Origin of the sequence: Ktedonobacter robiniae, from assembly GCF_016587375.1 — a bacterium.
Lineage (GTDB): Bacteria > Chloroflexota > Ktedonobacteria > Ktedonobacterales > Ktedonobacteraceae > Ktedonobacter > Ktedonobacter robiniae.
Genome location: NZ_BNJG01000001.1, coordinates 204,013 through 229,375 on the forward strand (window position 1 = coordinate 204,013; position 25,363 = coordinate 229,375).

Sequence of the window (25,363 nt, forward strand, 5' to 3'; positions counted from 1 at the left end):
CTGAAAGGAGGGCAAAAACGATCCTCATTTTCCCGAGTTCCACAATCTTCTTACGCATTACCTGAGATAATGGTACTCTAGACCCATCCACAGGTTCTCTCACCCCGACAGAAAAGGTGTTCAAAGAGAGAGAGGTCCACAGGCTCCGCGGGTTCCCTTAGTTACATACGTAGTCATCCAATCACAAAAACAAGAAGGATACTTAAACTATGCGTGAGCAACTGCATATTCCAGAGGAATGCCTTCGAGCCATCCTACAGGAAGAGTATGGTGACCGCCGTCACATTCGCTCTTCTTCCCCAGCGACTCGATTTCAACGCGTTTGTGTATTGCGTGGTGAGCAACGATGGAACCCGCTATCTGCTCAAACTTACATCCAGATTATAAATAGTGCCATCAGGTTTGGGGCGAGATAGATATCCTTATCAATTCCTTATCAATTATATGGAGAAAAATTTGTCAAGTGGTAGAAGGAATGGTCAATTTCTTTCCTGAGGCAAGGAGGCTCTTTATCGCAGAGGATAAACCATATTTGTGGCTCCTTTGGCTGTCAACAGATTGACCATCTCGCACAGATGATCACTTGAACCTGCACTAGCCACCATCCGCACCAGCCGGCAGCGCTCCTGCGGTGTCGACTCCCGGCACGACATCGACACCGAGCACGATCACCGTGAGGTGGCCGCCGCGCTGCACGCCACCGCCGCGTCGATGCTGATCAAAAAGCTCACGGCTGGTTTTGGCAGTCGTGTGGGGCGGTGGCGGTGGCCTTGGTGCCCAGGTCGTCGGAGCGTCCAGCCGCCAGCCGGGACCATTGGGCAGTGGGACGTCCGTCCGTGCGGAACTGTTCGCCGGCGTTTTCCCACCGTTGCGGCCAGCCAGTGGGCGAGTCTTCCCAGGTTTCCTGCCGTCCATACACGGTCATATCCAACAGCCCGTAGCTGGGGGCCATCGCCTCCACGCCGCGGCCGCTGGTCCAGTAGGTTTCGAACACGTGGTCGCCGCGCCGCAGGTAGCACACCAGCATGCCGAACCAGCGCCCGGCGAGCAGGGCGTCGGCGGAGTCTTGCGCCGAGTACCACGGGACGTCCCACCCCATGAAGTCGCGATAACGAACGCTCTCCTCGTACGGACCTTGGCAGAACGTGGTATAAGTGACGTCGCGAGAATGAAGGTAGGACAGCTCGCGAACATGGCCATTGAAGAAGGTGCAGCCCTCACACTGGGCCCCGGAGGGTTGACCGGTGTGCCACATGTGAAAGTAGGTGATCAGCTGTCGACGGCCCTCGAAGACCTCCAGCAACGTGACCGGTCCGTGCGGACCGATCAGCGTGATGGTGGGGTCCACCTCCACCATCGGCAGAAGCCTTCGAGCCGCCGCGATCTCATCCCCTTGGCGGGTGTGCGCCTTTTCCCGAACCAGCAGCGTGTCCAGTTCCGCCTGCCAGATGGCCCGGTCGACCACCACAGGCAGCGCAGAGGTGTCACTGCCTGTGATGAAATTGTGCTGATCAGATGTATTCATAGGTGTTTCCTTCTTTCATCTCCCTCTTGCATTCATGATGACTGATGGGGAGAATAGATCTCCTTGCAATTCGCAAGTACATCTATTCTACTGGCAGAGAAAGAAAAAAACTTCTCCCATCTTGCTCAAATCCTCGTTCCGCTACCGAAAGCCTAGCAAGTGTGCGGTCTACTCGCCTTAAGCTGATCAACACGCTCCCTCGCCTCTTTTTCACCAGAAAAAAGCATGCTCTCTCAGCATACTTTTTTCTGCTCCTTTCCCCAGGAGGTCGATGGGCCCGTCTTCTCTCTCTACCACTTTAGCATTTTCTGCCAATTGGCTACCTCACCATCTTAGCGACAACATCGGGCCCATTTTATGAGTGAAGCACATGTGCCAGTTGATGAACGCCAGCCTGAATCTCCTGCTCATTCACTGCCCCATAGCCGAGAACGAGACCGCCTCGTTGAGGTAAACCCAGCGCCAACTTGGAAAGAGGCACTACTTCGAGTCCACGTGCTCCTGCCCGTTGTGACATCCGCTGTTCATCCATTTCTGGTGGTAACCAGCACAGAAGATGCAAGCCTGCCTGCGGCGGCTGTACTTCCACCAGGTCTCCAAGTTCCCGCTGAAGCAATTCGATGAGTATGGCTCTTCTGGCTGCATAGATCTCTCGCATATGCCGGATGTGATGCAGAAAATACCTTTTGGCGATAAACGCTTCCAGGATCAGCTGCTCAAGAATAGGCACATGGGTGTGCGTACAACTGCACAGATTGGCAAAAGGTGATATAAGCTGAAGCGGCACGATCAGATACCCTATGCGTAATGCCGGAAAAAGAACTTTGCTGAATGTTCCAATGTAGATGACGCGCTGAGCGGTATCGAGTCCCTGTAAGGCATCGAGCGGTCGACCACTGAAGCGGTAATCACTGTCATAGTCATCTTCGAGAATCCAGGCATTGGTCTGGTTCGCCCATTGGAGGAGGGCAAATCGTTGCGACAGATGCATGGTGACACTCGAAGGAAATTGATGCGATGGAGTGACGTAGGCCAGGCGAGCTTGTGGGTAGCGCTTTTGTCCGACTTCGACATTCATCCCTTCCGACGTCACAGGGATAGGAGCCAGTTGTGCACCAGCATTACGTAGGGCTTGTTGCGCTCCTGGATATCCTGGATCTTCAATCCAGGCAAGCTCCCCTGGATTGAGGAGGAGGCGAGCTGCCATATCTAACGCTGATTGCGCGCCTGGCACAAGAAGAACTTGCTCTGCCAGGCAATGCACGCCTCGTGTGATGCTCACATGAGAGGCGATTGCTTCGCGCAATGGATAGTAACCTACAACCTCTTGATAATCGGCCACGCTTCTGAGCGTCGATCGTGCGCAGTGGGCAGCAATCTGGCTCCACTGCTGAAAGGGAAATGCGCGTAGCTCCGGGACGCCCTCGCGAAAAGCGCGTGGAGCATTGGGTCGAGGATAGGTCAGCGGAGAGCGGACAGGTGCCTGGCGCGTCAAATCCTCTCCCAGGAGAGATAAGGAGAAGGGAACGTGTGTGCTCTCGTCAGGAGATGTTTTCCCCTGGGGAGCTGCGCTTGGAATGAAAAAGGTCTCAGGAAGGTCACATGCCACCCTGGTCCCCTGGCCAACCTTCCTCTCAAGATATCCTTCCGCACAGAGTTGTTCATAGGCATTACTTGCTGTATTACGAGAAATACCTAACTCACTCGCGAGAACCCGTGTTGATGGGAGGCGTTGACCTGGCTGTAATTGACCACTGAGGATAGCATGACGTAGTCGGTCGTACAACTGGCGGTGCAATGGCATCGTTAATGCGCGATTGAGTGTGATGTCTGCTGTATTTTGAAGTGTGTGTTGTCTTTTCGACATGGGTGAAAAGGAAATCTCTACGAAATGGCTCCATCATGTTTGTAAAAATGACCCTTGAAAGGGCTCTCTTTCTAGACTATGCTTCTCTCACAAGCTACAGGCTACGACTGATCTTCTTTGAGAAAACTCATCTAAAAAATACACAAGCGGCGCTTCTCTTCGTCCTGAATAGGGCATTTGACAGGCCGCCTACAAACGATCCAGTCGCCTTCTATCGCCAGGTACAGCAACACTGGGACAGCCGTGCGAAGGAGAAGCACAAGATGGCTGGACAGTCCAAGCTGGCTTGGACTGTCCCCGACGAGGAGTCCGGCGTGGTCTAGAAAACCGAAGAAAAAAAGTACTCAGCGTCGTTCGTAGCATGGCAGATTTCCATCATGAAAGAGATGGGCCGTTAAAGAAGACAGAGGAAGATCAAAGATATGGAACCTCTCCCCTGCCGTTATCACACCTTTGGATCTGTTGAAAGCGATCGTCAAGAAGTGCAGCGTTTGCAACAAGCGCAGCTGGAATATGGGGTCTATGCATGTATTCCCGGAACCCAGCACACCTATGAAGAGGTGATCCAATCGCTTGTCGGGCTCGATTTACGCCGGCAGTACGAAGAACGCAGGCAAAGAAACCACGCGTACGAACCAAAGCGGCACATAACCATCAAGATGAAAAGGAGGAACCAAAAGGAGACTCCTGATAAAACAAGAGAACGAGCCATACAGCGGGACCTCTGGACCCACAACCATGGGGCTCAAGAAGACCATCGCTGAGAAGAAAAAATGCAAAAACGGACAATAACAGATGCATACAGCAATATGAGATAAAACGGGAGGAACCATGAACACAAAAAAACACGTGCAGGCAATCGTTGGGCAATTGGGATTGATTGCTCTAGGAGAGGCTCAATTCTACTGGGGAAAGGAGAGAAAACAGATGACGACCATGCAAGAAGTGCAAGAAATCGTCGAGCAATTGGGATTGATTGATCTAGGAGAGGCTCAATTCTACTGGGGAAAGGAAACAATGGAGAAAGACGTGAACGACAACAAGCGAAAACAACGCCTTGACGCGAAGGCGCCTATCGAGAGCCATTCTCTCTCTTTGCCGACCATGTCATGACTCCCCAACGGATTCGGCTTGCCCCCAGGGGAAAGCTGTCGGCTCCTCAGCAATGTGGATCATCTCCGTTATTGGTTCGGGCTTCCTGTTGAAGGAAGGCTTGATCTCCAAACTCTCATGATGAGCCTTGATCTCATCCTCATGCGTTTCGAGAGAGGCATTGATAGCTTCTTTGCGACCACCCACCAATTTCTGGATAGCGAGGGTCGTAATATACCAGCGCTCTGCTCTAACGGACGGTGCGTCTCATTCCATTGCATCAGCGTATACACGGCACGTCGATAGCGCTCATTACCCGCTTCAGGGGCCTTCATCCATGCTCCCTGGTTTCAGACGCTTGCTCGGTGGTTTGCACAAAGGCCTTGTCACGCCTGCCAGGCAGCACCAAGCCAGAGATGGCCCCCATGAGAGCGAGAGCAGAGGCGACGCTGATAGCCGAGGCGAAGCCGTTGCTGAACGCCTGGGCGGAGCTGAAGTTTCCGACCCCGGCAAACACCGCAGCCAGGATTGCGACCCCGAACACCCCGCTGAGCTGGCGCAGCATGCTGAACGTGCCGGACGCCTTGCCAATCTCGTGAACTGCGACCGAGTTGATGACCGCGTTTTGGGTCGCAGGGATTGCCATCGAGGCACCACAGCCAGCAATGATCAGCGGCGCAACGAGTTCAGGGTAGGGAAGGTCGGGCATGGCGATCAGTGCGATCCAGATCATTCCGGCTGCTTCTGCAAGCAGCCCAACGACAATAAGTACACGCTCACCCACCCGGTTGACCAGGGCTCCTGCGATCGGGGCGGCCACGAACAGGGTGGCCGTCCAGGGGAGCAGGCGCAGCCCGGAAGCAAGGGGCCCGTAGCCCTGCGCGGTCTGCAAGAACTGCGCCATAAAGAACACGGCACCGTTCATTGACGCGAAGAGCAAGAAGTTCGCCGCGTTGCCCGAGGAGAAGGCGCGTGAACGGAAAAAGCGCATCGGCACCATCGGCACGTGGACGCGTAGCTCCCAGGCCACTAAGGTCACCACAAGCCCTGTCCCGGCCAAGAGCGTTGCGACGACCTCAAAGCTCCCCCAGCCCGCCCGGTTTCCACGCACCAGCCCCCACGCCAACCCCAGGGCCGCGCCGCTCACCAGCAGCAAGCCACCGAGGTCGAGTACTGTGCGTGGGCCCCTGCTCTCCGGGACGCGAAGAGACACGAGGACAATGACCAGCAGGCCGATGGGAACATTGAGCCAGAAAATCCACTGCCAGGCAAGACCTCCGGCGATGGCGCCCCCCACTACTGGGCCAGCAATGAGGGCCAGCCCGGTCACGCTCCCGAAGATCCCCAGGGCTCGCCCTCGCTGCGCAGGCTCGAACGCCGCCGAGAGCAGCGTCAGGGCCAGCGGCAGCATCAGCGCCGCGCCACACCCCTGAACCGCGCGCGCGGTGATCAGGGCGCCGATGGTGGGTGCGAGCGCACAGGCTGCCGAGGCTGCCACGAACAGCAAGAGGCCTGCAACGAACAGGCACCGACGCCCAAAGCGGTCGCCCAGGGCCGTGCCCGTCAACAGGAGTACCGCGAACGTCAGGATGTAAGCGTTCACCATCCACTCCAGCTCCTCGATGGAGGCCCCCAATTGCAGACGGATCGTGGAAAGCGCAGTCGAGACGACCTGTACGTCGAGCGAGATCATAAATGATGCCACCGATGTGAGCGCCAGAGCCCAGATGCTCGCCGCTTTTTTGCTTTTTTCTTTCATCAATTTCCTCTTTTCAACTTCATACAAAGACTCCCCTTAGATGTCGAACACAGGAGTAATTAAGACAAGGCCATCATCAGAGAAGGTCAAAGGCTCGCGCCAGACCAAAGGAAGGTTGGTACCGCCATCGCAGCACGCGCAGCGATGACTTGCTTCTCAATCGAGATAGACACTGGTGAGACTGTGAGGAAGAGCAAAACTGTGCGGCATGATTGGGGAGAATTGCGGCTTTGCTCACACTGGGAGAGAGCAGAGAGAGGCGCACCGGTCGATCTTCGATACAATGGGTGAGTACTGAAATCATCAGATGCAGAAAACTCCTCGGTGAGGCCGCACAGTTTTGCTCTTCACTCCAGTCTCATAAGTAGACATCCAGGCGGAGGCGACACGACAAGGTTGGGTGATCTGACACTTATCCTGCGTCTGCATCATCCAAGCAATCAGGTCGGGCTGATCAGAGGAGGGCCATGCTAAAGAACTTTGCCCTCAAACATCCCGCCTTCGTCGGTCGATCAGTCCGTGACGTAAAAGCCGAAGCCGACTTCTACGAGAAGACATGCAGGCGCAATCCTGCAAACATACTATGGAAGCATCCATGTATGATAGAATCGAGAACAGGCATGTGGTGTTCCAGACACGCCCCTGACTGATCACGCTTATGATCAGGGAAGGATCAAGACAGAGATGAGGGAAGCAGTGTGACATCTGAACAGAGGAAGAGAGAGAGCCTCTCTGGCAAGGCAAACCGCGTGGATGAAGCCCTGGTCACGGGTCTGGTGACTCAGAGCCCATCTGACATCAGCTCCCTGATTGAACCCTATCGCCGGGAACTGCACCTGCACTGTTACCGTCTCCTGGGGTCCCTGCACGATGCCGAGGATGCGGTGCAGGAAACCATGCTGAGTGCCTGGCGGCACTTTGACACCTTCAAGGGCTCTGCCTCGCTACGCACCTGGCTCTACACAATTGCGACCAACGCTAGCCTCGATGCCCTCAAGAAACGCTCGCGGCGCACGCTGCCAACCGCAGCCTCTCCTGCCTCCGACCCGTTGACTCCAGTTGCGCCCAGGAGTGCCGAGACGCTCTAGCTTGAGCCCTTCCCTGACAGTTGGCTGGCATCGGTGGAGGAGCAGGCGGAGAACCCAGAAGCACGCTATACCAGATCCGAGAGCGTCTCGCTGGCCTTCCTCACCGCCCTTCAGTTGCTCCCACCCCGCCAGCGGGCCATCTTGATCCTCTCGGATGTGCTGGACTGGCGTGCTGTCGAGATTGCGCACTTGCTAGAGCTCTCGGTGTCAGCCATCAACAGTGCCTTGCACCGCGCCCGGGTGACCCTTGCGAAAAACTATCATCCCGGTAAACGAGAGCAGGTGCGGGTTCATCAGGCTGATACGGAGACGAACGCGCTGCTCTCTCGCTATCTGCAGGCATGGGAGACAGATGACGTCGCCGGACTCGTGGCGCTCCTGAAAGAAGACGCCATATTGAGTATGCCACCGATCCCTTCGTGGTATCAGGGGCGAGAAGCGATTCGCGTCTTTCTTCTTGCGAGATTTGGAGTGCAGAACCGGTGGCGGATGGTAGCGACGCATGCCAATACACAGCCAGCATTTGTCTTGTATCGAGCTGACGAAGCGAAGAGTCTCTACCAAGCTTTCGGGATCCGAGTCGTCACCCTCGATGGTTCGCGACTGAAGAAGCAGATCGCCGAGGTGACGATCTTTCGTAGCCCAGCGCTCGTGACTGCTTTCGGATTCCCTCTTCAACTTCCTCAAGAAAGTTGATCTCCCGCGCTCGCAGCCCTTCCCCCAACCTCCAGGTCTCTCAAGTTGACACATGAAGATTATTAGTATTCGTGCATATAGCATATATTGCATTATTATTTATCAATCACTGTAAAATTAAATAAAGAGCGTATTATTTATTACAAGGAAAATGAGCATATGTTGATACACAAGCATGTGGCTGCGCAGCTTTTTCTATGTGCGGCGCTTCTAATGCTGCTTGCCGGACAATCGGCTTTGACATACGCCAAAGTGGCACGTCCATGGCGTTCTGACACGCCTCCCAACTGGCCCCTGGTGCTAAATGAAAAGCAAACGCTTGACCAGGCTCTGGCCAGGGGATTACAGATCTCGACGGAGACCCTGAGTACGGCTGACGGGTCTCAGCATGCCAGTCTGTTGAACGTCGATCTCTCCGATCCTTATCTACGCCTGGGGGTCATGCAGGCCCAGGATCAACTGTTGAGTCGGGGCGAGACGGTTGGCTCGATGGCGAGCCGCTCGCAGGCGATAGCTGGCATCAATGGCGACTTCTTCGAGATCAACACGACGGGCGCTCCGATCAATATGGTGATGATCGATGGCGAACTCTGGCAGAGTCCAACCCCGCCATCACGCAATGCCAACGATTTCGCCGTCTTTGGCATCAATAGCGATGGGAATATGATCATCGATCACGAACAGTTCAGTGGGACCGTCAGCGCTGGCAGCGCCGACCACCCCCTGAACGCAGTCAACCGCTACGCAGTCCCCAGAGATGGCGGCATGCTGCTGGTAACCTCCCGCCTCGGCGCTATGAGTGTGAGCGGATACACAGTAGCGCTCCTCAAGCCGGTTGATGGCTCTCGATACACTGTTACCTCGCTCCAAACGAATATGACAACGCTGAACAAGCTTACGGGCGATCAGCAGGCCCTGGTAGGTGGCGGTGAGTCGGGCCGGTGGCTCCAGGCCAATATCCACCAGGGAGAGACACTGAACATCACCCAGCAGCTTATGCCCAATAGCGATCTGCGATACGCCTTGGGTGGGGGTCCACAATTGGTCAAAGATGGGCAGATCCCCAATGTCAGCGAGCTTGGAGATAGCGCCGCCGTCAATCCGTTGACCGCTGTGGGCATCTCGCGAGATGGCAGGCACGCCTTCTTCGTTGTCTTCGATGGGCGCGAGGCGGGAGCAGACCACAGCCACGGCCTGACACGTTCACAGATGGCAGGCTACCTGCTAGAGCATGGAGCCTACCAGGCCCTCCTCTTTGATGGTGGTGGTTCTGCCGAGATGGTCGCGCGCCTGCCGGGACAGGACAGGGTATCAGTCATCAATACGCCTTCGGACGGTCATGAGCGCCTGGTCGCCAATAGTCTGCTGATCTATAAAACAGAGCAGCAGGCCAGACATCAACACTCCGCTACCGTTGACACTTCCCCAGATAAATCCCTGTCACTTCTACACATGTAACAATGGCAAATGGGAAGCAGCACCAGATGCGGAACGGGAAGCTTGAGCTTTTCTATCTCTATCTGTCAGCTCTTCTTTCCAAGACAGTTTCTTTAGCCACGTTGCAAAATCACGTTGTCACTTCGAGTGGGAGTGGTCTGTACCTGACTGCTCTTCTCGAGGTGAAAGATATTCTTCCCTGGTCGCGCCTTCGGCTTTCAGCTGCTCCGATGGGCAGATCCATAAAGAGAGCGAGGTTGGCTGTATAGCCTCTTGCACCACGGCCAGCAACTGCTCGCAGAGCTGATCCAGGTTCACCTCTTGGCGCAGATTCGCACTAAAGGCTTCTACCGTCCTGGCAGCATCATATCTGCTGCGATAGAAGCGCCGGTCGATGTTCCGTTGAATGCCATGGCGCAGCGGTTGGAAGAGGATGAAAATGATGAGAGTCGAGCCGACCAGAATGAGTGGAGACTGCGCTGCCTGCGGGCTGAAGGACGCGAACGCAAACTGTGAGCCGAGGATCAGGCCCACATACACCGCAGCCAGAGTGGCGGTGAGCAGCGTATAGACCAGCGTACGCCTGACAAAGACATCGATGTCGAAGGCATTGGCGTACAAGACAGCCATCAGGAACCCCGCAATATTGATGCCACAGCCAAAGAACCCCGCGATATTGATAATGAGCAAGGCGGGCGCGTCAGCTGGGGCGAAAGCAGGGACAAGGAAAAAAAACAGGAGAAGGAAGAGGATGAAGAAGCTCAAACTCGCAATAATCCACTTGGTAGCAGCTTGCTCACGGGCGGTCAAGAGGCGACGGGAGCGATAGATCAGGATTCCCACCAGAAGAGGAAAGCTGAGCATGGTGAACACCGTGTTGATCAAGGCAAAAACCGGATTTGTGAGGAAGGCAGAGAGCACGACGACCAGGCAGTTGATCAGATAAAACCCGAGCACCCAACGAGAGCCAAATCGGCCATTGGGAAAGGTGACGAGCGCATACATGCCGAGCAGGCCCATTCCCAGACCGATCAAGAATTGCGTGGGTGTATACAGGACAGGATAAGCAGCAGCAAGGGCTGGATAGTCGGCTCCCTCATAGGCCGATAAACCGACGAGAAAAGCGCTCATGCCCAATGGGACCCATTGGCCAGGCTTCTTGAAGACGATGAGCAGCGCGATCCCTACACTGACCAGGATATAGAGCACCTGGATCACTGTATAGAGAGTAGCATAGGACGGGATGGAGAGGCCCAACTGCTCCAGGGCGCGCATATTGCCGGGGGTGAGCGCACACCCATCGAGGCAAACTGTGTGCAAGTAGGCGTAGCCCAGCGGGAATCCAATGAGATGGCCAGCCAGGATGAGCAGTGTATAGATGAGAAAGCCAATCGTCATGAACCGAACTGTGCCTGGACGATGGGGGGTATCTAATACCTTGCGCACAGAGCTATCGAGTGTAGCCGTCATAATCATCTCCTGTTGAACACGGCTATGGCTAGCAATCGCTCTATCCAGCCGAACATAGACGGTAACTGCTTTGAGTATAGCATGGCATCGTCTGAAAAACGTTACGATCGCTTGGATGCATAAGAGCCACGATATCCTTCACAGAGTCATTTTGAGTCGATGCGCAGCATTCTCGCTGTGTGCGCTCGCGAGCCGCGTGGGAAAGCAGCCAAGCGCTTGCTCTATGAACCATGTGATATTCATGTGTAGCATATGTTGGTCACGAAAAGCAGAGGCAGGAGCGTCGAAAGTTTCTCAAGAGACAAGACACGACGAGCCTCTTTCGTATTGAGCCGCTTCAGGCCACGAATAGTCCAGGTGAGACAAGAATGTTCTTTCCCCTACTGTCCAATACAATGGGAGGCTGATGTCTAGGATGGTCTACAAGGACAATTCATGAACCATACAGGTTGGGGTAGCGCTCCCTCAACTCACATCATGCTGGCAAAAGGCACTTCTTGCGCCAAACCTGAGGAAGGCCCATGATACGTGTAAAAAACCTATCACTAGTTTTACACGTATCATGGGCCTTCCTTAACGAAAGGATTGGTAGACCTGACGGAGCCCTTTGTTTCCCTTCTAAGTGTTGATGAGTGGCCTTCCTTTCCCATCAGAGGCGTAGATCTATGGTAAGACCTTTGACAGGCTGCCTCAATCGAGGTAGAATGGGTTTAAAGATAAATAAAGGGTAAGGCACCCCTGGCTCTGTCCCGCGTGCTTCACGAAAGCTCACGAAAGACGTACCGGAGGTGTTATGCTACCACAACTCTCAAGACTCTTACAACTATCAGGAATCCCCAGGATACGAGGGCGCGAGGCCCTTGTTCTTGCATTTCTCATAGATGCGCTCGGCACCGGACTCTACCAGCCCTTCTCGCTGCTGTACTTCCAGAAGATTGTCCAACTCGACCTTCCGGCCATCGGGGTCGCGCTCACCGTCGCCACCATCCTGACCTTGCCGATGAACCCAATCACCGGCAGCCTTGTTGACCGCTTTGGGGCCAGGCAGTTCGTTGTGATAAGCCAGCTTCTTCAGGCGATAGGCTTCCTGGGCTACCTCTTCGTTCGCACCATCCCCCTGCTATTTGCAATGGCATTTCTTGTCACTGCTGGCAATCGCATCTTCTACGCGGCCGCCACGACGCTGATCGCCGAAGTCGCGGGCCACGATGAGCGAGACCGCTGGTTTGGATTTGTAGGGGCAACACAGAACATCGGGCTGATTGTGGGCGGCCTGCTGGCGGGCCTCATTGTGACGTTTGGCGGCTCCAATGGCTATCGGGCGCTCATCCTGGCGAACGTATGTAGCTTCCTCCTGATGGCTCTTGCGCTCTGCTGGCGTAGAGATGCCCATCAATCCAACAACCAGGTTGAAGACCTGCCCAGGGATCGGGTTGAGGGTCTGCCCGATGATTCGCTTCGTGGGAGTGCTCTCGCTGACGAGCGGATTGGATATCGCGCCGTCCTGGCGGATCGTCCGTTCCTTGTGCTGGTTGCGTGCAACGTCGTCTTCGCACTCTGCTCCCTGATGATGTCACTTGGGCTGCCAATCTACGCGACGGAGACCCTGAAGCTTTCAACGGCGACGGTGGGTGCACTGTTCGCCTTCAACAGCCTGCTGGTGATCTGCACGCAGACGGTGACGGTGCGGTTCCTGGAGTCCTTTCGTCGCACACGCTCTCTGCTCGTTGCCTGCCTGCTATGGATCGCAGGCTGCATGTTATTTGCGCTGGCCCCGCTGATACCAAGCATTCTACTCATCCCCTATCTATTTGGCACGGTCGCCATCTATACCTTCGCAGGTATGATCGCTGGCACCATATCGGCGGCTCTGGCAGCAGCCAGCAGCCCCGCGCATACGCTGGGGCGTTACATGGCTCTCTTTGAGCTTGCGTGGGGAATCGCCGGTGCCATCGCTCCGGCAATGTTCGCGTGGCTCAACGTCGCCGGCCCATCGCGCACGTGGATAGCGCTGATAGGACCGATGCTTATCGTCGGCCCGCTTCTGCTCTGGCTCGAAGCGCATCTTTCGGTGCGTGCTCTCTATGTTCGCCGTTCGGTCGAGATGCGTTCCGGCAAGCAAGTCGCCCGGCGCACGCTCCGAGCGCCGAGGTGAAGCCCGCCAAAAAACACAAGCAGGCCCAGGCCCTCTATCAAAGGGATCAAGAAAATTCCAGTAACTCAGGCTTAGCGGGTAAAACGGGAAAATGTCGTTACCAGTAAATAATGCGAATCTGCAACGATTTTAAGTTGAACCTGGGAGAATCAGCGCAAATTGTAGGAATTGACCTTCTCTCAAGAGGCCAATCCGCACCAGAAGGGCTGTCATACACACGTCTCTTGTAAATGAGTAGTGGGACAGACAGTGATTTTTTGCTCTTTCGGGTACCAGTCAATGCGAAAAATGTTCCTGCAACCAGGCCGATCCATTGACCTTTTTGGACTGTTTCCTCGCGCATTTGTGAAGCAGGGCTTCCCTGTATTTACAAAAACAGTGCGAAACAACCCGCCTCTGGAGTGGTTTCTCCAGAGGCTATATGGTGAATTCCTACAATTCGCGCTGATTATCTCACATTCACCTTAAAATCGTTGCAGATTTCGCCTTATTTACTACCCTCGGTTTGATGATCATGCGGAGTGGTGTGCTGAAAGCGTATGACGTTTCAAAATTAGGGATGACTCATAGATACAAAAATGTCACGCCCGAGCCGCGCTCGCCTGGCGCATAATTTCACGCAATTGATCAAGGTGGTCTGCATCGTGGTACAGACCCAGGATAAAGCGGCCAACGGCGTTGAGTTCGCCAGCTTGCGGGAAAGGTGAATAGGTGATATCCAGGTGAGGATCATCAGGCCACGCATCGAGCATGGCTTGACGCATCCGACGGCTCTCCTCAAGACGCTGGTGCACCTGGGCGATACTTGTCACGCTCTCCCATGGCGTCTCGTAACGCGAACGGCCCTCAACCGGCAGGCCACGAGCCAGTACGAGAGCCAGCGCAGCTGCCTCTTCGGACGAAGCGGTGGCATGAACCACCACGTGGCCCAGAGTCCACGCCAGGGTGGACTCTTCGGGTTTACCAAAGGTATCGTTCGCGTTGGGGTCTACCGGCACGAATGCCACGTCCGCGTCAACTGCGTCAATGACGATCCCCTGCATTACATCGATCATTTCATTGGTAAGTTGATAAAGATCAGCCTTTGTCAGACCAGCAGCCACGTCTGCAAAGCTCTGAGAGCCGCTTTTTACTGCACTGAAATCGAGCATAGGGGTTTTCTCCTTAAATGACATTTGTTGGAAAATAAAAGAATCTTAGGTCTTATCCTAGCCTGTTTTTTTGAGCAAGCTGAGATTGTTCATCTCTCTACAAAACACTTTGTCAAAGCAGCCTATTCCATCCAGAATGGGGTCTCAAGGAGATGGTGAGCACATATGAGGGTAGATACTGACCGCTTTTGGTGGTAGCATGTCGAGAAAAGAAGCAGAAAGGAACACATGTTATGGCTGAACAACCGATGGAGACGACGTTGCGTACCGCTCTGTGGTGGCAGTTCGGCGCGGCTATCGATATGCTTGAAAATGCCCTGGTAGCCTGCCCTGCCTCGCTGTGGAAAGAGCGTCTCTGGAGCGCACCCTCGGACCACTCCCTCCCGCCGTGGCTCCCACCGGAGTTCGCTCATTTCTGGTATATCGTGTATCATACGCTCTTCTGGCTCGACTTGTATCTCTCGGGCTTCCGAGAGGAGGACTTCGCTCCCCCCGCTCCCTTTATCTGGACTGAGGGCAACCCCGCCGTGTCGCCCGAACAGCCCTATACGAAGGAGGAACTGCTCGTCTACCTGGTGCAGATACGCCAGAAGTGCCAGACAACGATTGCTGATTTGTCAGACGAGAAAGCGCATCAACAGGTCGATTACCCTTGGGCCGATGGAAAGCTGGTGAGCTATTTAGAACTCCTGTTATACACCATGCGCCATGTCCAGGAACATGCGGCCCAACTGAGCCTCTTTCTCGGACAACACGGCATCCCGGACGAGGCACTCGACTCGGTCGCGCGAGCGAAGGATGCACCTAGCAGCTGAGGCACGCGAGGCGAGAGTGGGCGTGGTCGTCGGGACGACACGCGCAATCCCAAACACACATCTTCCAACGGAGAAGACAGGAATGGTTTGATGATTTCAACAGAAGGAGTCAGGAACAGAAAGCAAACAGAGAGAAGTATAGGGATACATATCAATTTTTTGCAAGCACAGCCATTCATCTATACCGGAGGCGCGCCTCCGGTATAGATGAATGGCTGTGCAAAGACATGACGCACACCCGAAGTATGGTGGAGATAGTGATCAGTGCTTTCTCGCCACGATCTCTGTAACAGAAGCATAACTACACCTGTTCGCGCCAGGAATATTTGGGATTGTAGCCTAGTAGTTTGCGGGCTTTGTCGATCGAGAGCAGTGTCTCATGCTCGCCGACTCCCTCACGTAGTGGCACGCTGGGATAGACTTCGGCCATTAACTCGCTGTTGGTCTGATTCTGTGTAGTATCCGCAGCGGCAATAATAAAGGTTTCAGCGCCAGTGATATCGGCTTCGAGACCCAGGCGGCAACTCTGTGCGACATCACGGGCGTCGACGTATCCCCACAAATTCCATTTGCGCGTCAGTACGTCCTCTGAAAACGATGGAAAGCGAGCGTAGTCGTGTGGCTCCATGATATTAGAGAAGCGCAAACCTACAAAAGGGATGCCACTCCAGCGGTTGAATTGCCGGGCCATCTCTTCACTGATGACTTTGGAGAGCGCATAGCTGGACTCTGGATAGAGAGGATGCTGTTCATCGATAGGAGCATAACTGGGTTTCTCACGGTCGAAAGGCAGGCCCAGTGTGGTCTCACTTGATGCCCATACAACGCGCTTCAGGCCTAATGAAACAGCTGCGCTAAAAATATTGTATGTACTGAGCGTATTATTGCGAAAGGTTGTGCCCTCTGTCTGCCTGCCAGGTGCCGGGATTGCGCCGAGATGCACGACGCCACAGGCTCCTTGAAGCACCTCGATGGTCTGCCCCAAATCTGTCAGGTCAACTTTAAGGAATGGTGAAATCTCTTCACGAGGTGGCACCAGATCGACATTGAGTACTTCATAATTATGATCTATGAGCTCGCGAATCACGGCTCTCCCGGCCTTGCCACTACCGCCGGTAACAACAATCTTTTTCATCAGACCTCCCGCTTCTGGATACCCCTGCCTAGAGGCATGGGAAGGAAAGAAGCGTTCCTTCCTCGGGGAGAGGAGTAACGTTGCCGGTTGCTCCGTATGCCCTCAACGCAACAAATGTCGTCCGCCTTTGGGAAGAACCGACCCGCCTCCTTGCCTCAGTGGATCGGCGTATCGGGCAAGACCGCTGATAATCACCAGAGTGGGTCGTGCCATCTCCCAAACAGGCCACATGATCATGCACTAGGAACCGGCAAAGGGGTTCGCTCGACGAACTGGCGCTGATGCCAGTATGGATAGATGCCCACGGATCTCTCCTCCGGTACCTCCCTCTTATGAGGATGAGACTCTTAGGAACATTATGGTGGTACTGGTAAATTGTGCCAAACTTGAGTCTGGCACACATTTGGTGATTCGACGTTCCCAACGCTCTCCTCTTTCAGGCCAGCGGATGCAAGATCACCACAGGAATCTTGCGGGTGGTGCGTCTGGCATACGCTTCCCATGAGGGATTCTGGGCAATCAGCCGCGGCCACAACTGGGCGTACTCCTCCGGTCCGGCCACGGTGGCCAGCGCGGCCTGCCGGCGGCGTCCAATTTGGATGCGCACGTGAGGATTGCTGAGTACGTTGTGATACCAGCCTGGATGACGATCTTGACCATTATTACTGGCCACGATCACATAATTGGCTCCATCAGGCATATACTGCAAGGTGTGACTACGCTTCTCGCCGCTTTTGCGCCCGGTTGTATGGAGTACTAACATTCCCATTTTCCCCAAGCGACTTCCCAGCCGCCCATCGCTCTTTTCATAGACCCAGGTCATCGTGCGATCAACCAGGGTCACCACAAAGTGAGAGAAAGCCATCAGAATAAAAACCTTCCTTCCCAGTCGAAACTCAGGCTTACTATAGCACATGGCTGCTCATTTCAGCATGGCATGGGACCCTGACCAGGGACTGCGGAGATCATTTTCAGAACCCTGAATCGAATCACCAAATGTGATACTGCTGGCGAACCTTAAAGAGAGTGATGAGATAGCCAAGCAACAGAGACACTGTGACCAGATCAGATCAACGAAGACGTATGAACCAGGCAAATGGGCAGCAAAAGATGCATATGTTGATCTCTGATACATGATGCTGAAGATCCAAGGGCCTTCAGTGTGATTGAAATCCAGACGCGCTTTTTACGATGCCTTCCTGATGCGGTAGGGAGGGATTCGCCAGCAGTGAGTCGTGCCAGAACCAAATTTTACCCAATTTACCAGTACAGTACCACAAGAGGGAACGTCCTACGCGTGAGCAACACGGCGAATCGCCTCGAACTCATCCTGGCTCAGTCTGATCTTGGCAGCCTCGACGTTCTCTTCAAGGTGCTTGACCGAAGCAGTGCCGGGGATGGGCAGGATCGTTGGTGAGCGTTTCAGCAACCATGCCAGGGCAATCTGGCTAGATTGTGCGTTGTAGCGCCTGGAAATCTGATCCAGGACACTCCCTGGACGTGCCAAGTCACCGACCGACCGAGGATGCCAGGGAATAAAGCCGATGTTCTCTCGTGCGCACAGATCGATCAATGCTGCGGTTTGCTGGATATCTATTCCCACAGCCTGTGGTTGCTCCAGATTGTAGTGGTTTTGCACCGTTACAATGGGTACAATCTTCTGCGCCGCCGTAAGCTGATCAATGGTCACATTGGAGAGACCGACATGGCGGATCTTGCCCTCAGCTTTCATCTTAGCGATCTCGCCTACAGAGTCTTCAAACGGGACCCTCGGATCAGGATAATGCAATTGATACACGTCGATCTGATCAACGCGCAGACGTCGCAAGCTGCCTTCCAGATCCTGGCGCAGGCGCAGTGGACGTCCATCCAGTCGAAATTGGTTAGGGCCAGTACGTAGCAAACCACCCTTAGTGGCAATAACCAGGCCCTTTGGATAGGGGTAGAGAGCTTCGGCAATCAAGGACTCACTGATATCGGGTCCATATGCTTCGGCGGTATCAATGAGGGTGATCCCCAGGTCCCATGCGCGCTTCAAGACAGCGATTGCCGCATCCTTATCCTTTGGCGGTCCCCAGATGCCCTCACCAGTGAGGCGCATTGCCCCAAAGCCGAGACGAGAGACCGGCAAATCACCACCAATCGCAAAGACACCGCTTGCTGCCTCGATTTGCTCGTTTCTGTTCTCCATCATATTCTTTTCCCTTTCTGGAAATAGAATTACATCGTGACAACTCCCCACGGCTCAAGCCGGGGGCTTCTCAGGAGGCTTTCACTTCCTGAAGGCTCCGTCCAAGCCAAAGATTTTTGATATTTATCGCGGCGTTATGATCTCGATCCAGTTCACAGCCACACTCACAGGAATGCCAACGTTCTGAGAGTGTTTTCTTGCGAACTGTACCACACCCGCTACACACTTGGCTGGTATACTTTGGATCAACTTTCACTACCTGGACAGTACCAGCCTCTTCCGCTTTATACTGACAGAAGGTGATGAGCATTGACCAACCAGCATCGACAATACTTTTATTCAAGCCTGATTTGGCATTTGCGCCATTGGGAAGATATTTCCCATCTTCATCCTGTTTGGGTTTAGCCCGTCTGGACAGATTGGAAGGTGCAATATCTTCAAACACAATCGTTTCATAGGTGTTGACTAAGCGGCGTGACCACTGATGCAAGTAGTCATTGCGTTGACTTCTCACCTTGCGATGGAGACGTGCCACGCGCTGAACTGCTTTCTTGCGTCGATTACTGCCACGCTTCTTCCTTGACAAGGCTTGTTGAGCTTTTGCAAGCTTCTTCTCTGCTTTACGATAGGGCCTGGGGTTCTCAATCACATCGCCAGTCGAGAGGGTTGCCAGCTTGGACACACCAAGATCAATCCCTACAGCCTCATCAGTATAGGGTGTTCGCTTAAACGTCTCCACCTCACAGGCGAAACAGACATACCAACATTCGCCCTCTCGTTTGATCGTACATGTTTTGACCCATCCCTGGATAGGGCGATGCAAGTTAATCTTGACATGCCCTATCTTGGAAAGAGCAAGTTTTCCTTGCTCAAGGGAAAATCCTGACTGTGGATAGCAAAAGCTATCATAGTGGTTCCCCTGGAATCGAGGATAGCCAGGGGTTTCCCCATTTTTCACACGCCGGAAGAAGTCTTTGAACGCTTTGTCTACCCGCCTCAACACATCCTGCAACACCTGAGAATGAATCTCCTTGTATTCCTCTCGTATTTCCTTGATTTCTGGGAGTTGGTTGGCTTGTGCGTTGTAATTCGTACCTTTTCCCGTATACGTATAGATTTCTCGACGTTCTTGTAACGCCGCGTTGTAAAGCTCTTTGCAACGTCGTAAGGTCCATTCAAGCGCCTCAGCTTGTTTCCTGGTTGGAAGGAGGCGATACTTAAGCGTCTTGAGTGGCACGTTTCTTCCCTTCCTTTCGTTTGCGTGCAACATATTCGCGTACCGCCTGCACTACCGACCAATTGAGCGAGCGTTCTTCGGACTCGGCAATAGGTTTCAGCTCCTCAACAAGAGAGGAGGGAAACCGAATAGTGATACGTGTTTCTTGTTCTTTTGCCATACCACCATTATATCACCATGCTGTCACCATAACAAGCCTTCCCTATCACCCTATCCACCAAACAAGGAACGCGCCTTCTATCCCCATGTCTAAAGACAGGGGTTTTACGGCGCGTGTAGATAAAAACGTGCATAGTAGTCGAAAAAGGCAAATCCGATGCACATCTGTCACACAACAGACGACGCGTCTGACTGGCTGCGTTCCTTCTACACATGTTCATAGATCGAAGCCTACACCTTTGAGCGCACTCTTAGTCAAGGGGTCTGGCGCTCTTGCTTGCCTACGTTAAGAGAGAAAAAACTCCACTTTCCTCTTGACTGAGAGTGCACTCAAAGGTGTATGTTTAATGCAGACAGTATTGCGTCTTCCTCTTTGAAGAGATCAAAAGTGGCAGCAGGAAAGGGAAAACAATGGAACAGCAGGTTGCGGAGAAAGCCTTGACCATCCAGCAAATGGCACAGGCAACCCGGGCTAAGTGCCCATACCTTGCGGTATTACGAACGCGCCGGATTAATGATCCAGCACGTTGGGCGAGATGAGAGGAATGGCTATCGCTTCTATAGCCAAGAGGATGTGGCCTGGATTGAGTTCCTCAAGCGTCTACGAGCGACGGGGATGCCTATTCGCGATATCCAACGGTATACCGCGCTCCTCCATCAAGGTGAGCAAACCATGCCCGAACGTCTGCAACTGCTCAAACAGCACCAAAGCCGGGTAGAAGAACATTTGAAGGAAGTAAAGCATCATCTTGAAGTGATCACCTTTAAGATTGTCTGCTATGAACAACTGCATACCCAAGAATAGCACAAGAATTCTATGGAAGACAAAAACATTCTCAAATGGAAACCTTCTCAAGAACAATAGCAGTTTGCGCTTCACACTTGCCAATAACCATGGCAATTCGACCCCAGTTAGGGTCTGCGCAAAAAATGGCTGTCTTGACCAACGGGAAATTGACGACAACTTTCGCGACACGTTTCGCCTGCGCAAATGATTCGGCGTCCGCAACCGTTACTTTGACTGTACATCGTCGGAGCCTCTCGCACAAAAGATCTCTTAAAATATGCACTAAGAGCCGACAAGCTACCTTGCTACACAAGTGGATCAACCTCTTTATCGAGAAAGAACAGAAGTTGGTATACATGGTCTTCTCGTGGAACCACAGTCAGAGATATTCGCATAATGGCTATCTCATTCCAACTCATAATGGCTCTTTTTCACAAGCCACTTTCATGATAAAGTCTCCCTTAAACGATACGATAGAGACAGCGAAGGAAAGTTAGAAATGAAGATATTACTTGTGGGTGCTGCAGGAGTTATTGGGCGCAGGCTCATCCCTTTACTGGTCGAGTCAGGCCATGAAGTGATCGGAACAACACGCGCAATCGAGAAGAGAGAGATGCTTCAGAAACTAGGCGCGTTTCCCGTAGTTGTTAACGTGTTTGATCGCGAGGAACTCTTCAAAACTATGCGCGAGGTGCGGCCGGATGTGGTCATCCACCAACTTACAGATCTTGGTGTGCGGGATCTCGCAGCAAATGCCCGTATACGCCGGGAAGGGACGCGGAACCTGGTTGACGCTGCCCATGAGGCGGGAGTGCGCCATCTCATCGCACAAAGTATCGCCTGGGCTTACGCGCCCGGCAAGGGGCCAGCTGATGAGGATGTTCCCCTAGACATCGAAGCCCCGGAACCGCGCTGCACAACTGTTGAAGGGGTCCAGGCGCTTGAACAGGCGGTTGGCGAGATGGAGCGAGGTATCGTGCTGCGCTACGGACTACTCTACGGGCCTGGAACATGGTATGCTCCTGACGGCTCTATTGCAGAGCAGGTAAGACAGGGCCAGGTGACCGCCGATGAGGGTATAACCTCCTTCCTCCACGTCGATGACGCCGCACGTGCCACCCTGCTCGCTTTGGGCTGGCCTGGGGGCGTCTTCAATATCGTGGATGATGTGCCAGCCCCCGGCACTGCCTGGCTCCCAATCTACGCAGCGACCCTTCATGCCCCACCTCCGCCCATAAGCACAACCCAACCCCGTGCTGCTCGTGGAGCGACAAACGCCAAAGCCCGCCGCCTCTGCAACTGGCAACCCTCCTATCCGGACTGGCACGAAGGCTTTACTCGCGCCGCGCAGAAGTAATGCGGCAACAGACAGAGCCAACCTGAATGAAAGGATACAACACACAAACTATTTTTCGCGAAGCAATGTTGCCTGTTCTTGCGTCCAGGTCAGTGCCGCCTGGACAAACAACCTTGTCCGATTTGATATACCCACTTGCCCCACCGTTGGAAAATCCTAGTCTCAGTCTGTTTGCGTTATTACCTAAACATGGTTCCTGTGCTATACTTTTCCCCAAAGTGATGGTTTTAGGTAATACATTCACCACTCTTTCTCACGAAGGACTGTTCATGCCCAAACGAGTGATATATCTTGTCCATTGGTCTCAGGAGGCACAAACCTATGAACTTTCTGATGGCAATAGCACTCTTCTCCATGACCTCACTGCTGAGCGTCCTACCTGGTTGGCGTGGTTAGAGGACATCTCTTCCTTTGCCTTCCGTAGTCGATCGGGGGTCCACTATACAGTGCGTAAAGAGCGTGTCCAGAGGAACGGACCCTACTGGTATGGCTATCGTTCTTTGCAGAGGCGAACCGTCAAGCGTTACCTGGGTCGAACGACAGATCTCTCTCCTGCGCATTTAGAGGACGTGGCGCAACGTTTCACACAAGCGATCTCTTCTCACAGTGCTGATTCCACGCAACCTTCGTCCACCCTGTCGTCTTCTCCCTTGCTCATGTCCAGATTCCACCCTCCTCGCCTTCCGCTTGCGCTTGTAGAGCGCTCGCACCTGTTTGCAAAACTTGATGCCTGGCGCTCGCATCAACTCACACTCGTCTGGGCACCCGCCGGTTTTGGCAAAACGACCCTGGTCAATTCCTGGCTGGCTGAGCGTCAGGCACACCGCGCCATTGCTCGTACGGCCTGGATCTCCCTGGAGAAAAACGATAATGACCCCATTCATTTCTGGTGTTCTCTCATTCGTGCCTGCCAGACGTGGCACAAGGAGATCGGGGAGACGGCGCTCGCGCACCTGCGCTCCACACTCCAACCGCCTTTTGCCTCGGTCCCCCTACGCACCATACTGACCACATTCCTCAATGATCTCGCCACCCAGGAAGGCCCCGGCATCCTGGTTCTGGATGAGTATCACGTCATTACCGACTCCCGTCTTCACGAGGCTATGGCCTTTTTTCTTGAGCACCTTCCGCCCCAGTTACATGTGGTGATCCTGACGCGGAGCGAGCCGCCTTTCCCTCTCGCTCGCTGGCGCGCGCAGGGGAGCATGCAAGAGTTTTCTCCAGCTGACCTGCGTTTCTCAACGCTGGAAACGGCGACCTTTCTGCAACACATTACCAGCACCGCCCCCTCAGAGCAAACAATCGCCCACCTTGAGACGCTTTTGCAAGGGTGGCCAGCCGGGCTCCGCTTGCTCAGCCTGACTGGTCACATGATGCCTGAGCACATGGAACGGTACCTCACCACGCTGCATGGATGGCAGTACCTCGACTCCTACCGTCGCCAATTGCTCGACTACTTTGTCGGTGAAATCCTAACGACCCAACCTGAGCCACTTCAACGCTTTTTGCTCCAAACAAGCGGACTTCCCCTCCTGACCGCCTCGCTGTGTGATGCCGTCACAGGCAGACAAAATAGTGCCGTGCTGCTGGAAACGCTTGAACGTGCTGGCCTCTTCCTGGAAGCACTGGGCGAAACAGAACCATGGTATCGCTATCACTCCCTGTGGGCTTCAGCTATGCGCCTTGAAGCCAGGCGACGTCTGGGAGAGGAGGCGTTGCACACCGTGGCACAGCAGGCAAGTCACTGGTATGAGCAACATGCCCGGCCTGGAGAGGCTATTGAAGCCGCTTTGTGCTCCCAGGATACTGAACGTGCGGCACAGCTGATCGAACGTTTTGGTGCCAGCGGCCAACGATATGAATTACACACGCTAAGAGGTTGGTTAGAACAGATCCCGGACGCAGTCGTGAAGGCACGTCCAACACTCTGCCTCTACGCCGCTCTCACCCTCCAGTTCCAGGACGGGCAAATTCCTCCTTCCAACAAGGAGAAGGAACACATCGAGGCTTTGCTCCAAAGAGCAGAGGATGCCTGGCGCCAACTTGGAAAGCAGTCCTGGGTTGGTATGATTTTCGCCTTTCGGGCGCTCAACGCGTCACTTCATCCTTCTTCCCAACAGGAGGCCGTGGAGCATGCCACAACGGCCCTGGGGTTCTTCGCAGATGGTGACTCAGATAATGATGATGGGCGAGCAGGCATGTGGGAGTGGCGCACCATCTGCCTGGGAATTGTTGGATCGGACGCCTTACATCAAGGACGCTTTGAAGAGGCCCAGCGGCTCCTGAAAGAAGCACTTACCATCAGTCAGGAGCGCGCCAGCAGCCAGTTCCTGAGCGAGATCTACCTGAGGATGGGAGCCGTCAGTACGGCCTTAGGTGAACTCCATCAAGCGCATGCGTATTACCGAGAGGCCCTCTCCTCAGGACACTCACAGGAGAACAGCGAAGACTGCGTACGGGCGTTACTTGGTCTGGCGCAGCTCTCTCTTGAATGGAACGACCTGAAAGCCGCAGAACAGCGAATCAGCGAAGCATTGGAGTGTACACAAAAGTTGGGGCAGAAAGACAACGAGAGAATCACGTATTTCCTTGCGCTCCTTTCTGCCGCACGCGGTCAGGAGGACGCAGCCTCGCTTCGGCTCGCTACGCTCCTTGCGCGACTGCACATCGCCTCGACCCAGGAAGCAGAGGACCTGCTCCCTGAGGCTCTGGCCTTGCAGACCCATCTCCAACTGGCCACAGGTGATCATCTCGTGGCCCAACGCACGGTAACGACGCTGGCAAACACAGCAGGGACATCATATTCCTTTCTCCAACGCATGATGGTGAACATCCTCCAGGCACGCCTTCAGCTTGCGCAGGGCGAGACCAAGACTGCTGTGTGTCTGCTTGAGCAGCTCCTGCTGATGGCCCAGGAAAAACGGTATGTACACGGACAACTAGAGATCCAGGTGCTTCTGGCTCTGGCGCAGATGGCCTGTAAGCAGCAAGACGAGGCTCAGAAGTGGCTCCGGCAAGCCCTCTCCCAGGCACACAACGAAGGATTTCTCCGCGTCTTCCTCGCCGAAGGGGCGCCCCTGGCCCGCTTGCTCCGTTCACTGCTGCCTGGCATTCGTGAAAAAGCGCCGCGTTCCTTTGGACAGATGCTCTTGCGCGCTTTGACAATCCCTGGAGGGGAACGCACCCTCTCGCCCTCTCCCTTCGAGCAGCAGCCATTCGAGCCGCTTTCTCCGCAGGAACAGCGTGTCTTGCAGTTCCTGGTCGCCGGACACACCAACCAGGAGATCGCCAAAGAACTGGTCATCTCGGTCAATACCGTGAAGGACCACGTCAAACATCTCTATCGCAAGCTGGGCGTCAGCAATCGCCTGCAAGCCTATGAGGCAGCGCTCCACCTGAAACAGCTCTAACGAGACGCCCCCGTTCTTAGAAGCCCCCATAA

21 protein-coding genes and 1 pseudogene are annotated in these 25,363 nt (G+C 54.2%); 11 read left to right on the forward strand and 11 right to left on the reverse strand.

Features of this window, described 5'->3' with window-relative positions:
- Positions 1 to 727: 727 nt before the first annotated feature.
- Together JMJ04_RS00915 and pdxR are read right to left on the reverse strand one after the other, a co-directional pair.
- Entirely contained in the window at positions 728 to 1,525 is a 798-nt protein-coding gene (locus tag JMJ04_RS00915) for a DUF899 family protein (protein ID WP_201368693.1), read from the reverse strand.
- Between the two features lie 355 nt (positions 1,526 to 1,880).
- Positions 1,881 to 3,392 carry a MocR-like pyridoxine biosynthesis transcription factor PdxR gene (gene pdxR, locus JMJ04_RS00920; RefSeq protein WP_201368694.1) on the reverse strand — a complete coding sequence of 504 codons (1,512 nt, stop codon included), beginning with the start codon at positions 3,390 to 3,392 and terminating at the stop codon, positions 1,881 to 1,883.
- Positions 3,393 to 3,427: 35 nt separating this feature from the next.
- On the opposite strand from pdxR, the gene JMJ04_RS00925 reads away from it, so the two are divergent.
- The 3 genes from JMJ04_RS00925 to JMJ04_RS00935 all read left to right on the forward strand — a co-directional run bounded on the left by JMJ04_RS00925 (position 3,428) and on the right by JMJ04_RS00935 (position 4,505).
- Entirely contained in the window at positions 3,428 to 3,715 is a 288-nt protein-coding gene (locus JMJ04_RS00925; protein ID WP_201368695.1) for a hypothetical protein, read from the forward strand.
- A 99-nt stretch (positions 3,716 to 3,814) separates the two neighbouring features.
- Positions 3,815 to 4,156, forward strand: coding sequence for a hypothetical protein (locus JMJ04_RS00930; RefSeq protein ID WP_201368696.1), 342 nt, complete (start codon positions 3,815 to 3,817; stop codon positions 4,154 to 4,156).
- A 67-nt stretch (positions 4,157 to 4,223) separates the two neighbouring features.
- Positions 4,224 to 4,505, forward strand: a complete 282-nt coding sequence (locus JMJ04_RS00935; RefSeq protein ID WP_201368697.1) for a hypothetical protein — start codon at positions 4,224 to 4,226, stop codon at positions 4,503 to 4,505.
- Between the two features lie 310 nt (positions 4,506 to 4,815).
- Here JMJ04_RS00935 and JMJ04_RS00940 read toward each other — a convergent pair whose 3' ends face one another.
- Positions 4,816 to 6,243, reverse strand: a complete 1,428-nt coding sequence (locus JMJ04_RS00940) for a DHA2 family efflux MFS transporter permease subunit (RefSeq protein WP_420799473.1) — start codon at positions 6,241 to 6,243, stop codon at positions 4,816 to 4,818.
- A gap of 698 nt (positions 6,244 to 6,941) precedes the next feature.
- Here JMJ04_RS00940 and JMJ04_RS46325 point away from each other — a divergent pair.
- The 3 genes from JMJ04_RS46325 to JMJ04_RS00950 all read left to right on the forward strand — a co-directional run bounded on the left by JMJ04_RS46325 (position 6,942) and on the right by JMJ04_RS00950 (position 9,485).
- On the forward strand, positions 6,942 to 7,331 hold the full coding sequence (locus tag JMJ04_RS46325) for a sigma-70 family RNA polymerase sigma factor (RefSeq protein WP_236037850.1): 390 nt from the start codon (positions 6,942 to 6,944) through the stop codon (positions 7,329 to 7,331).
- A 33-nt stretch (positions 7,332 to 7,364) separates the two neighbouring features.
- Positions 7,365 to 8,027 carry a sigma factor-like helix-turn-helix DNA-binding protein gene (locus JMJ04_RS46330; RefSeq protein ID WP_236037852.1) on the forward strand — a complete coding sequence of 221 codons (663 nt, stop codon included), beginning with the start codon at positions 7,365 to 7,367 and terminating at the stop codon, positions 8,025 to 8,027.
- A gap of 159 nt (positions 8,028 to 8,186) precedes the next feature.
- Positions 8,187 to 9,485 (forward strand): phosphodiester glycosidase family protein, encoded by a 1,299-nt coding sequence (locus tag JMJ04_RS00950; protein WP_201368699.1) that lies wholly within the window; start codon positions 8,187 to 8,189, stop codon positions 9,483 to 9,485.
- A gap of 117 nt (positions 9,486 to 9,602) precedes the next feature.
- On the opposite strand, the gene JMJ04_RS00955 is transcribed toward JMJ04_RS00950, so the two are convergent.
- A complete protein-coding gene (locus tag JMJ04_RS00955) occupies positions 9,603 to 10,934 on the reverse strand; it encodes a hypothetical protein (RefSeq protein ID WP_201368700.1) in 1,332 nt (443 codons plus the stop codon).
- 793 nt (positions 10,935 to 11,727) lie between these two features.
- On the opposite strand from JMJ04_RS00955, the gene JMJ04_RS00960 reads away from it, so the two are divergent.
- A complete protein-coding gene (locus JMJ04_RS00960; RefSeq protein WP_236037854.1) occupies positions 11,728 to 13,089 on the forward strand; it encodes an MFS transporter in 1,362 nt (453 codons plus the stop codon).
- Between the two features lie 581 nt (positions 13,090 to 13,670).
- Here JMJ04_RS00960 and JMJ04_RS00965 read toward each other — a convergent pair.
- Entirely contained in the window at positions 13,671 to 14,240 is a 570-nt protein-coding gene (locus JMJ04_RS00965; RefSeq protein WP_201368701.1) for a DinB family protein, read from the reverse strand.
- 233 nt (positions 14,241 to 14,473) lie between these two features.
- On the opposite strand from JMJ04_RS00965, the gene JMJ04_RS00970 reads away from it, so the two are divergent.
- Positions 14,474 to 15,055, forward strand: coding sequence for a DinB family protein (locus JMJ04_RS00970; RefSeq protein WP_201368702.1), 582 nt, complete (start codon positions 14,474 to 14,476; stop codon positions 15,053 to 15,055).
- A 301-nt stretch (positions 15,056 to 15,356) separates the two neighbouring features.
- On the opposite strand, the gene JMJ04_RS00975 is transcribed toward JMJ04_RS00970, so the two are convergent.
- The 5 genes from JMJ04_RS00975 to JMJ04_RS00995 form a co-directional block, all read right to left on the reverse strand.
- Positions 15,357 to 16,190, reverse strand: a complete 834-nt coding sequence (locus JMJ04_RS00975) for an NAD-dependent epimerase/dehydratase family protein (protein WP_201368703.1) — start codon at positions 16,188 to 16,190, stop codon at positions 15,357 to 15,359.
- Between the two features lie 436 nt (positions 16,191 to 16,626).
- Positions 16,627 to 17,055, reverse strand: coding sequence for a nitroreductase family deazaflavin-dependent oxidoreductase (locus tag JMJ04_RS00980; RefSeq protein ID WP_201368704.1), 429 nt, complete (start codon positions 17,053 to 17,055; stop codon positions 16,627 to 16,629).
- A gap of 426 nt (positions 17,056 to 17,481) precedes the next feature.
- Positions 17,482 to 18,384 (reverse strand): aldo/keto reductase, encoded by a 903-nt coding sequence (locus JMJ04_RS00985; RefSeq protein ID WP_236037856.1) that lies wholly within the window; start codon positions 18,382 to 18,384, stop codon positions 17,482 to 17,484.
- A gap of 67 nt (positions 18,385 to 18,451) precedes the next feature.
- Positions 18,452 to 19,618, reverse strand: a complete 1,167-nt coding sequence (locus JMJ04_RS00990) for an RNA-guided endonuclease InsQ/TnpB family protein (protein WP_236037858.1) — start codon at positions 19,616 to 19,618, stop codon at positions 18,452 to 18,454.
- Complete coding sequence (locus tag JMJ04_RS00995; protein ID WP_201368706.1) at positions 19,599 to 19,778, reverse strand: YlcI/YnfO family protein; 180 nt, start codon at positions 19,776 to 19,778, stop codon at positions 19,599 to 19,601. The genes JMJ04_RS00990 and JMJ04_RS00995 overlap by 20 nt, the downstream gene beginning before the upstream one ends.
- 486 nt (positions 19,779 to 20,264) lie before the next feature.
- On the opposite strand from JMJ04_RS00995, the gene JMJ04_RS01000 reads away from it, so the two are divergent.
- Positions 20,265 to 20,582 carry a MerR family transcriptional regulator gene (locus tag JMJ04_RS01000; RefSeq protein ID WP_201368707.1) on the forward strand — a complete coding sequence of 106 codons (318 nt, stop codon included), beginning with the start codon at positions 20,265 to 20,267 and terminating at the stop codon, positions 20,580 to 20,582.
- A 34-nt stretch (positions 20,583 to 20,616) separates the two neighbouring features.
- On the opposite strand, the pseudogene JMJ04_RS48555 reads toward JMJ04_RS01000, so the two are convergent.
- Positions 20,617 to 20,799: pseudogene (locus JMJ04_RS48555) on the reverse strand (bifunctional ornithine acetyltransferase/N-acetylglutamate synthase); the annotation flags it as partial.
- A 264-nt stretch (positions 20,800 to 21,063) separates the two neighbouring features.
- On the opposite strand from JMJ04_RS48555, the gene JMJ04_RS01010 reads away from it, so the two are divergent.
- Positions 21,064 to 21,921 (forward strand): NAD-dependent epimerase/dehydratase family protein, encoded by an 858-nt coding sequence (locus JMJ04_RS01010; RefSeq protein WP_201368708.1) that lies wholly within the window; start codon positions 21,064 to 21,066, stop codon positions 21,919 to 21,921.
- 269 nt (positions 21,922 to 22,190) lie between these two features.
- Positions 22,191 to 25,331, forward strand: a complete 3,141-nt coding sequence (locus JMJ04_RS01015) for a winged helix-turn-helix domain-containing protein (protein WP_201368709.1) — start codon at positions 22,191 to 22,193, stop codon at positions 25,329 to 25,331.
- Positions 25,332 to 25,363 lie beyond the last annotated feature (32 nt).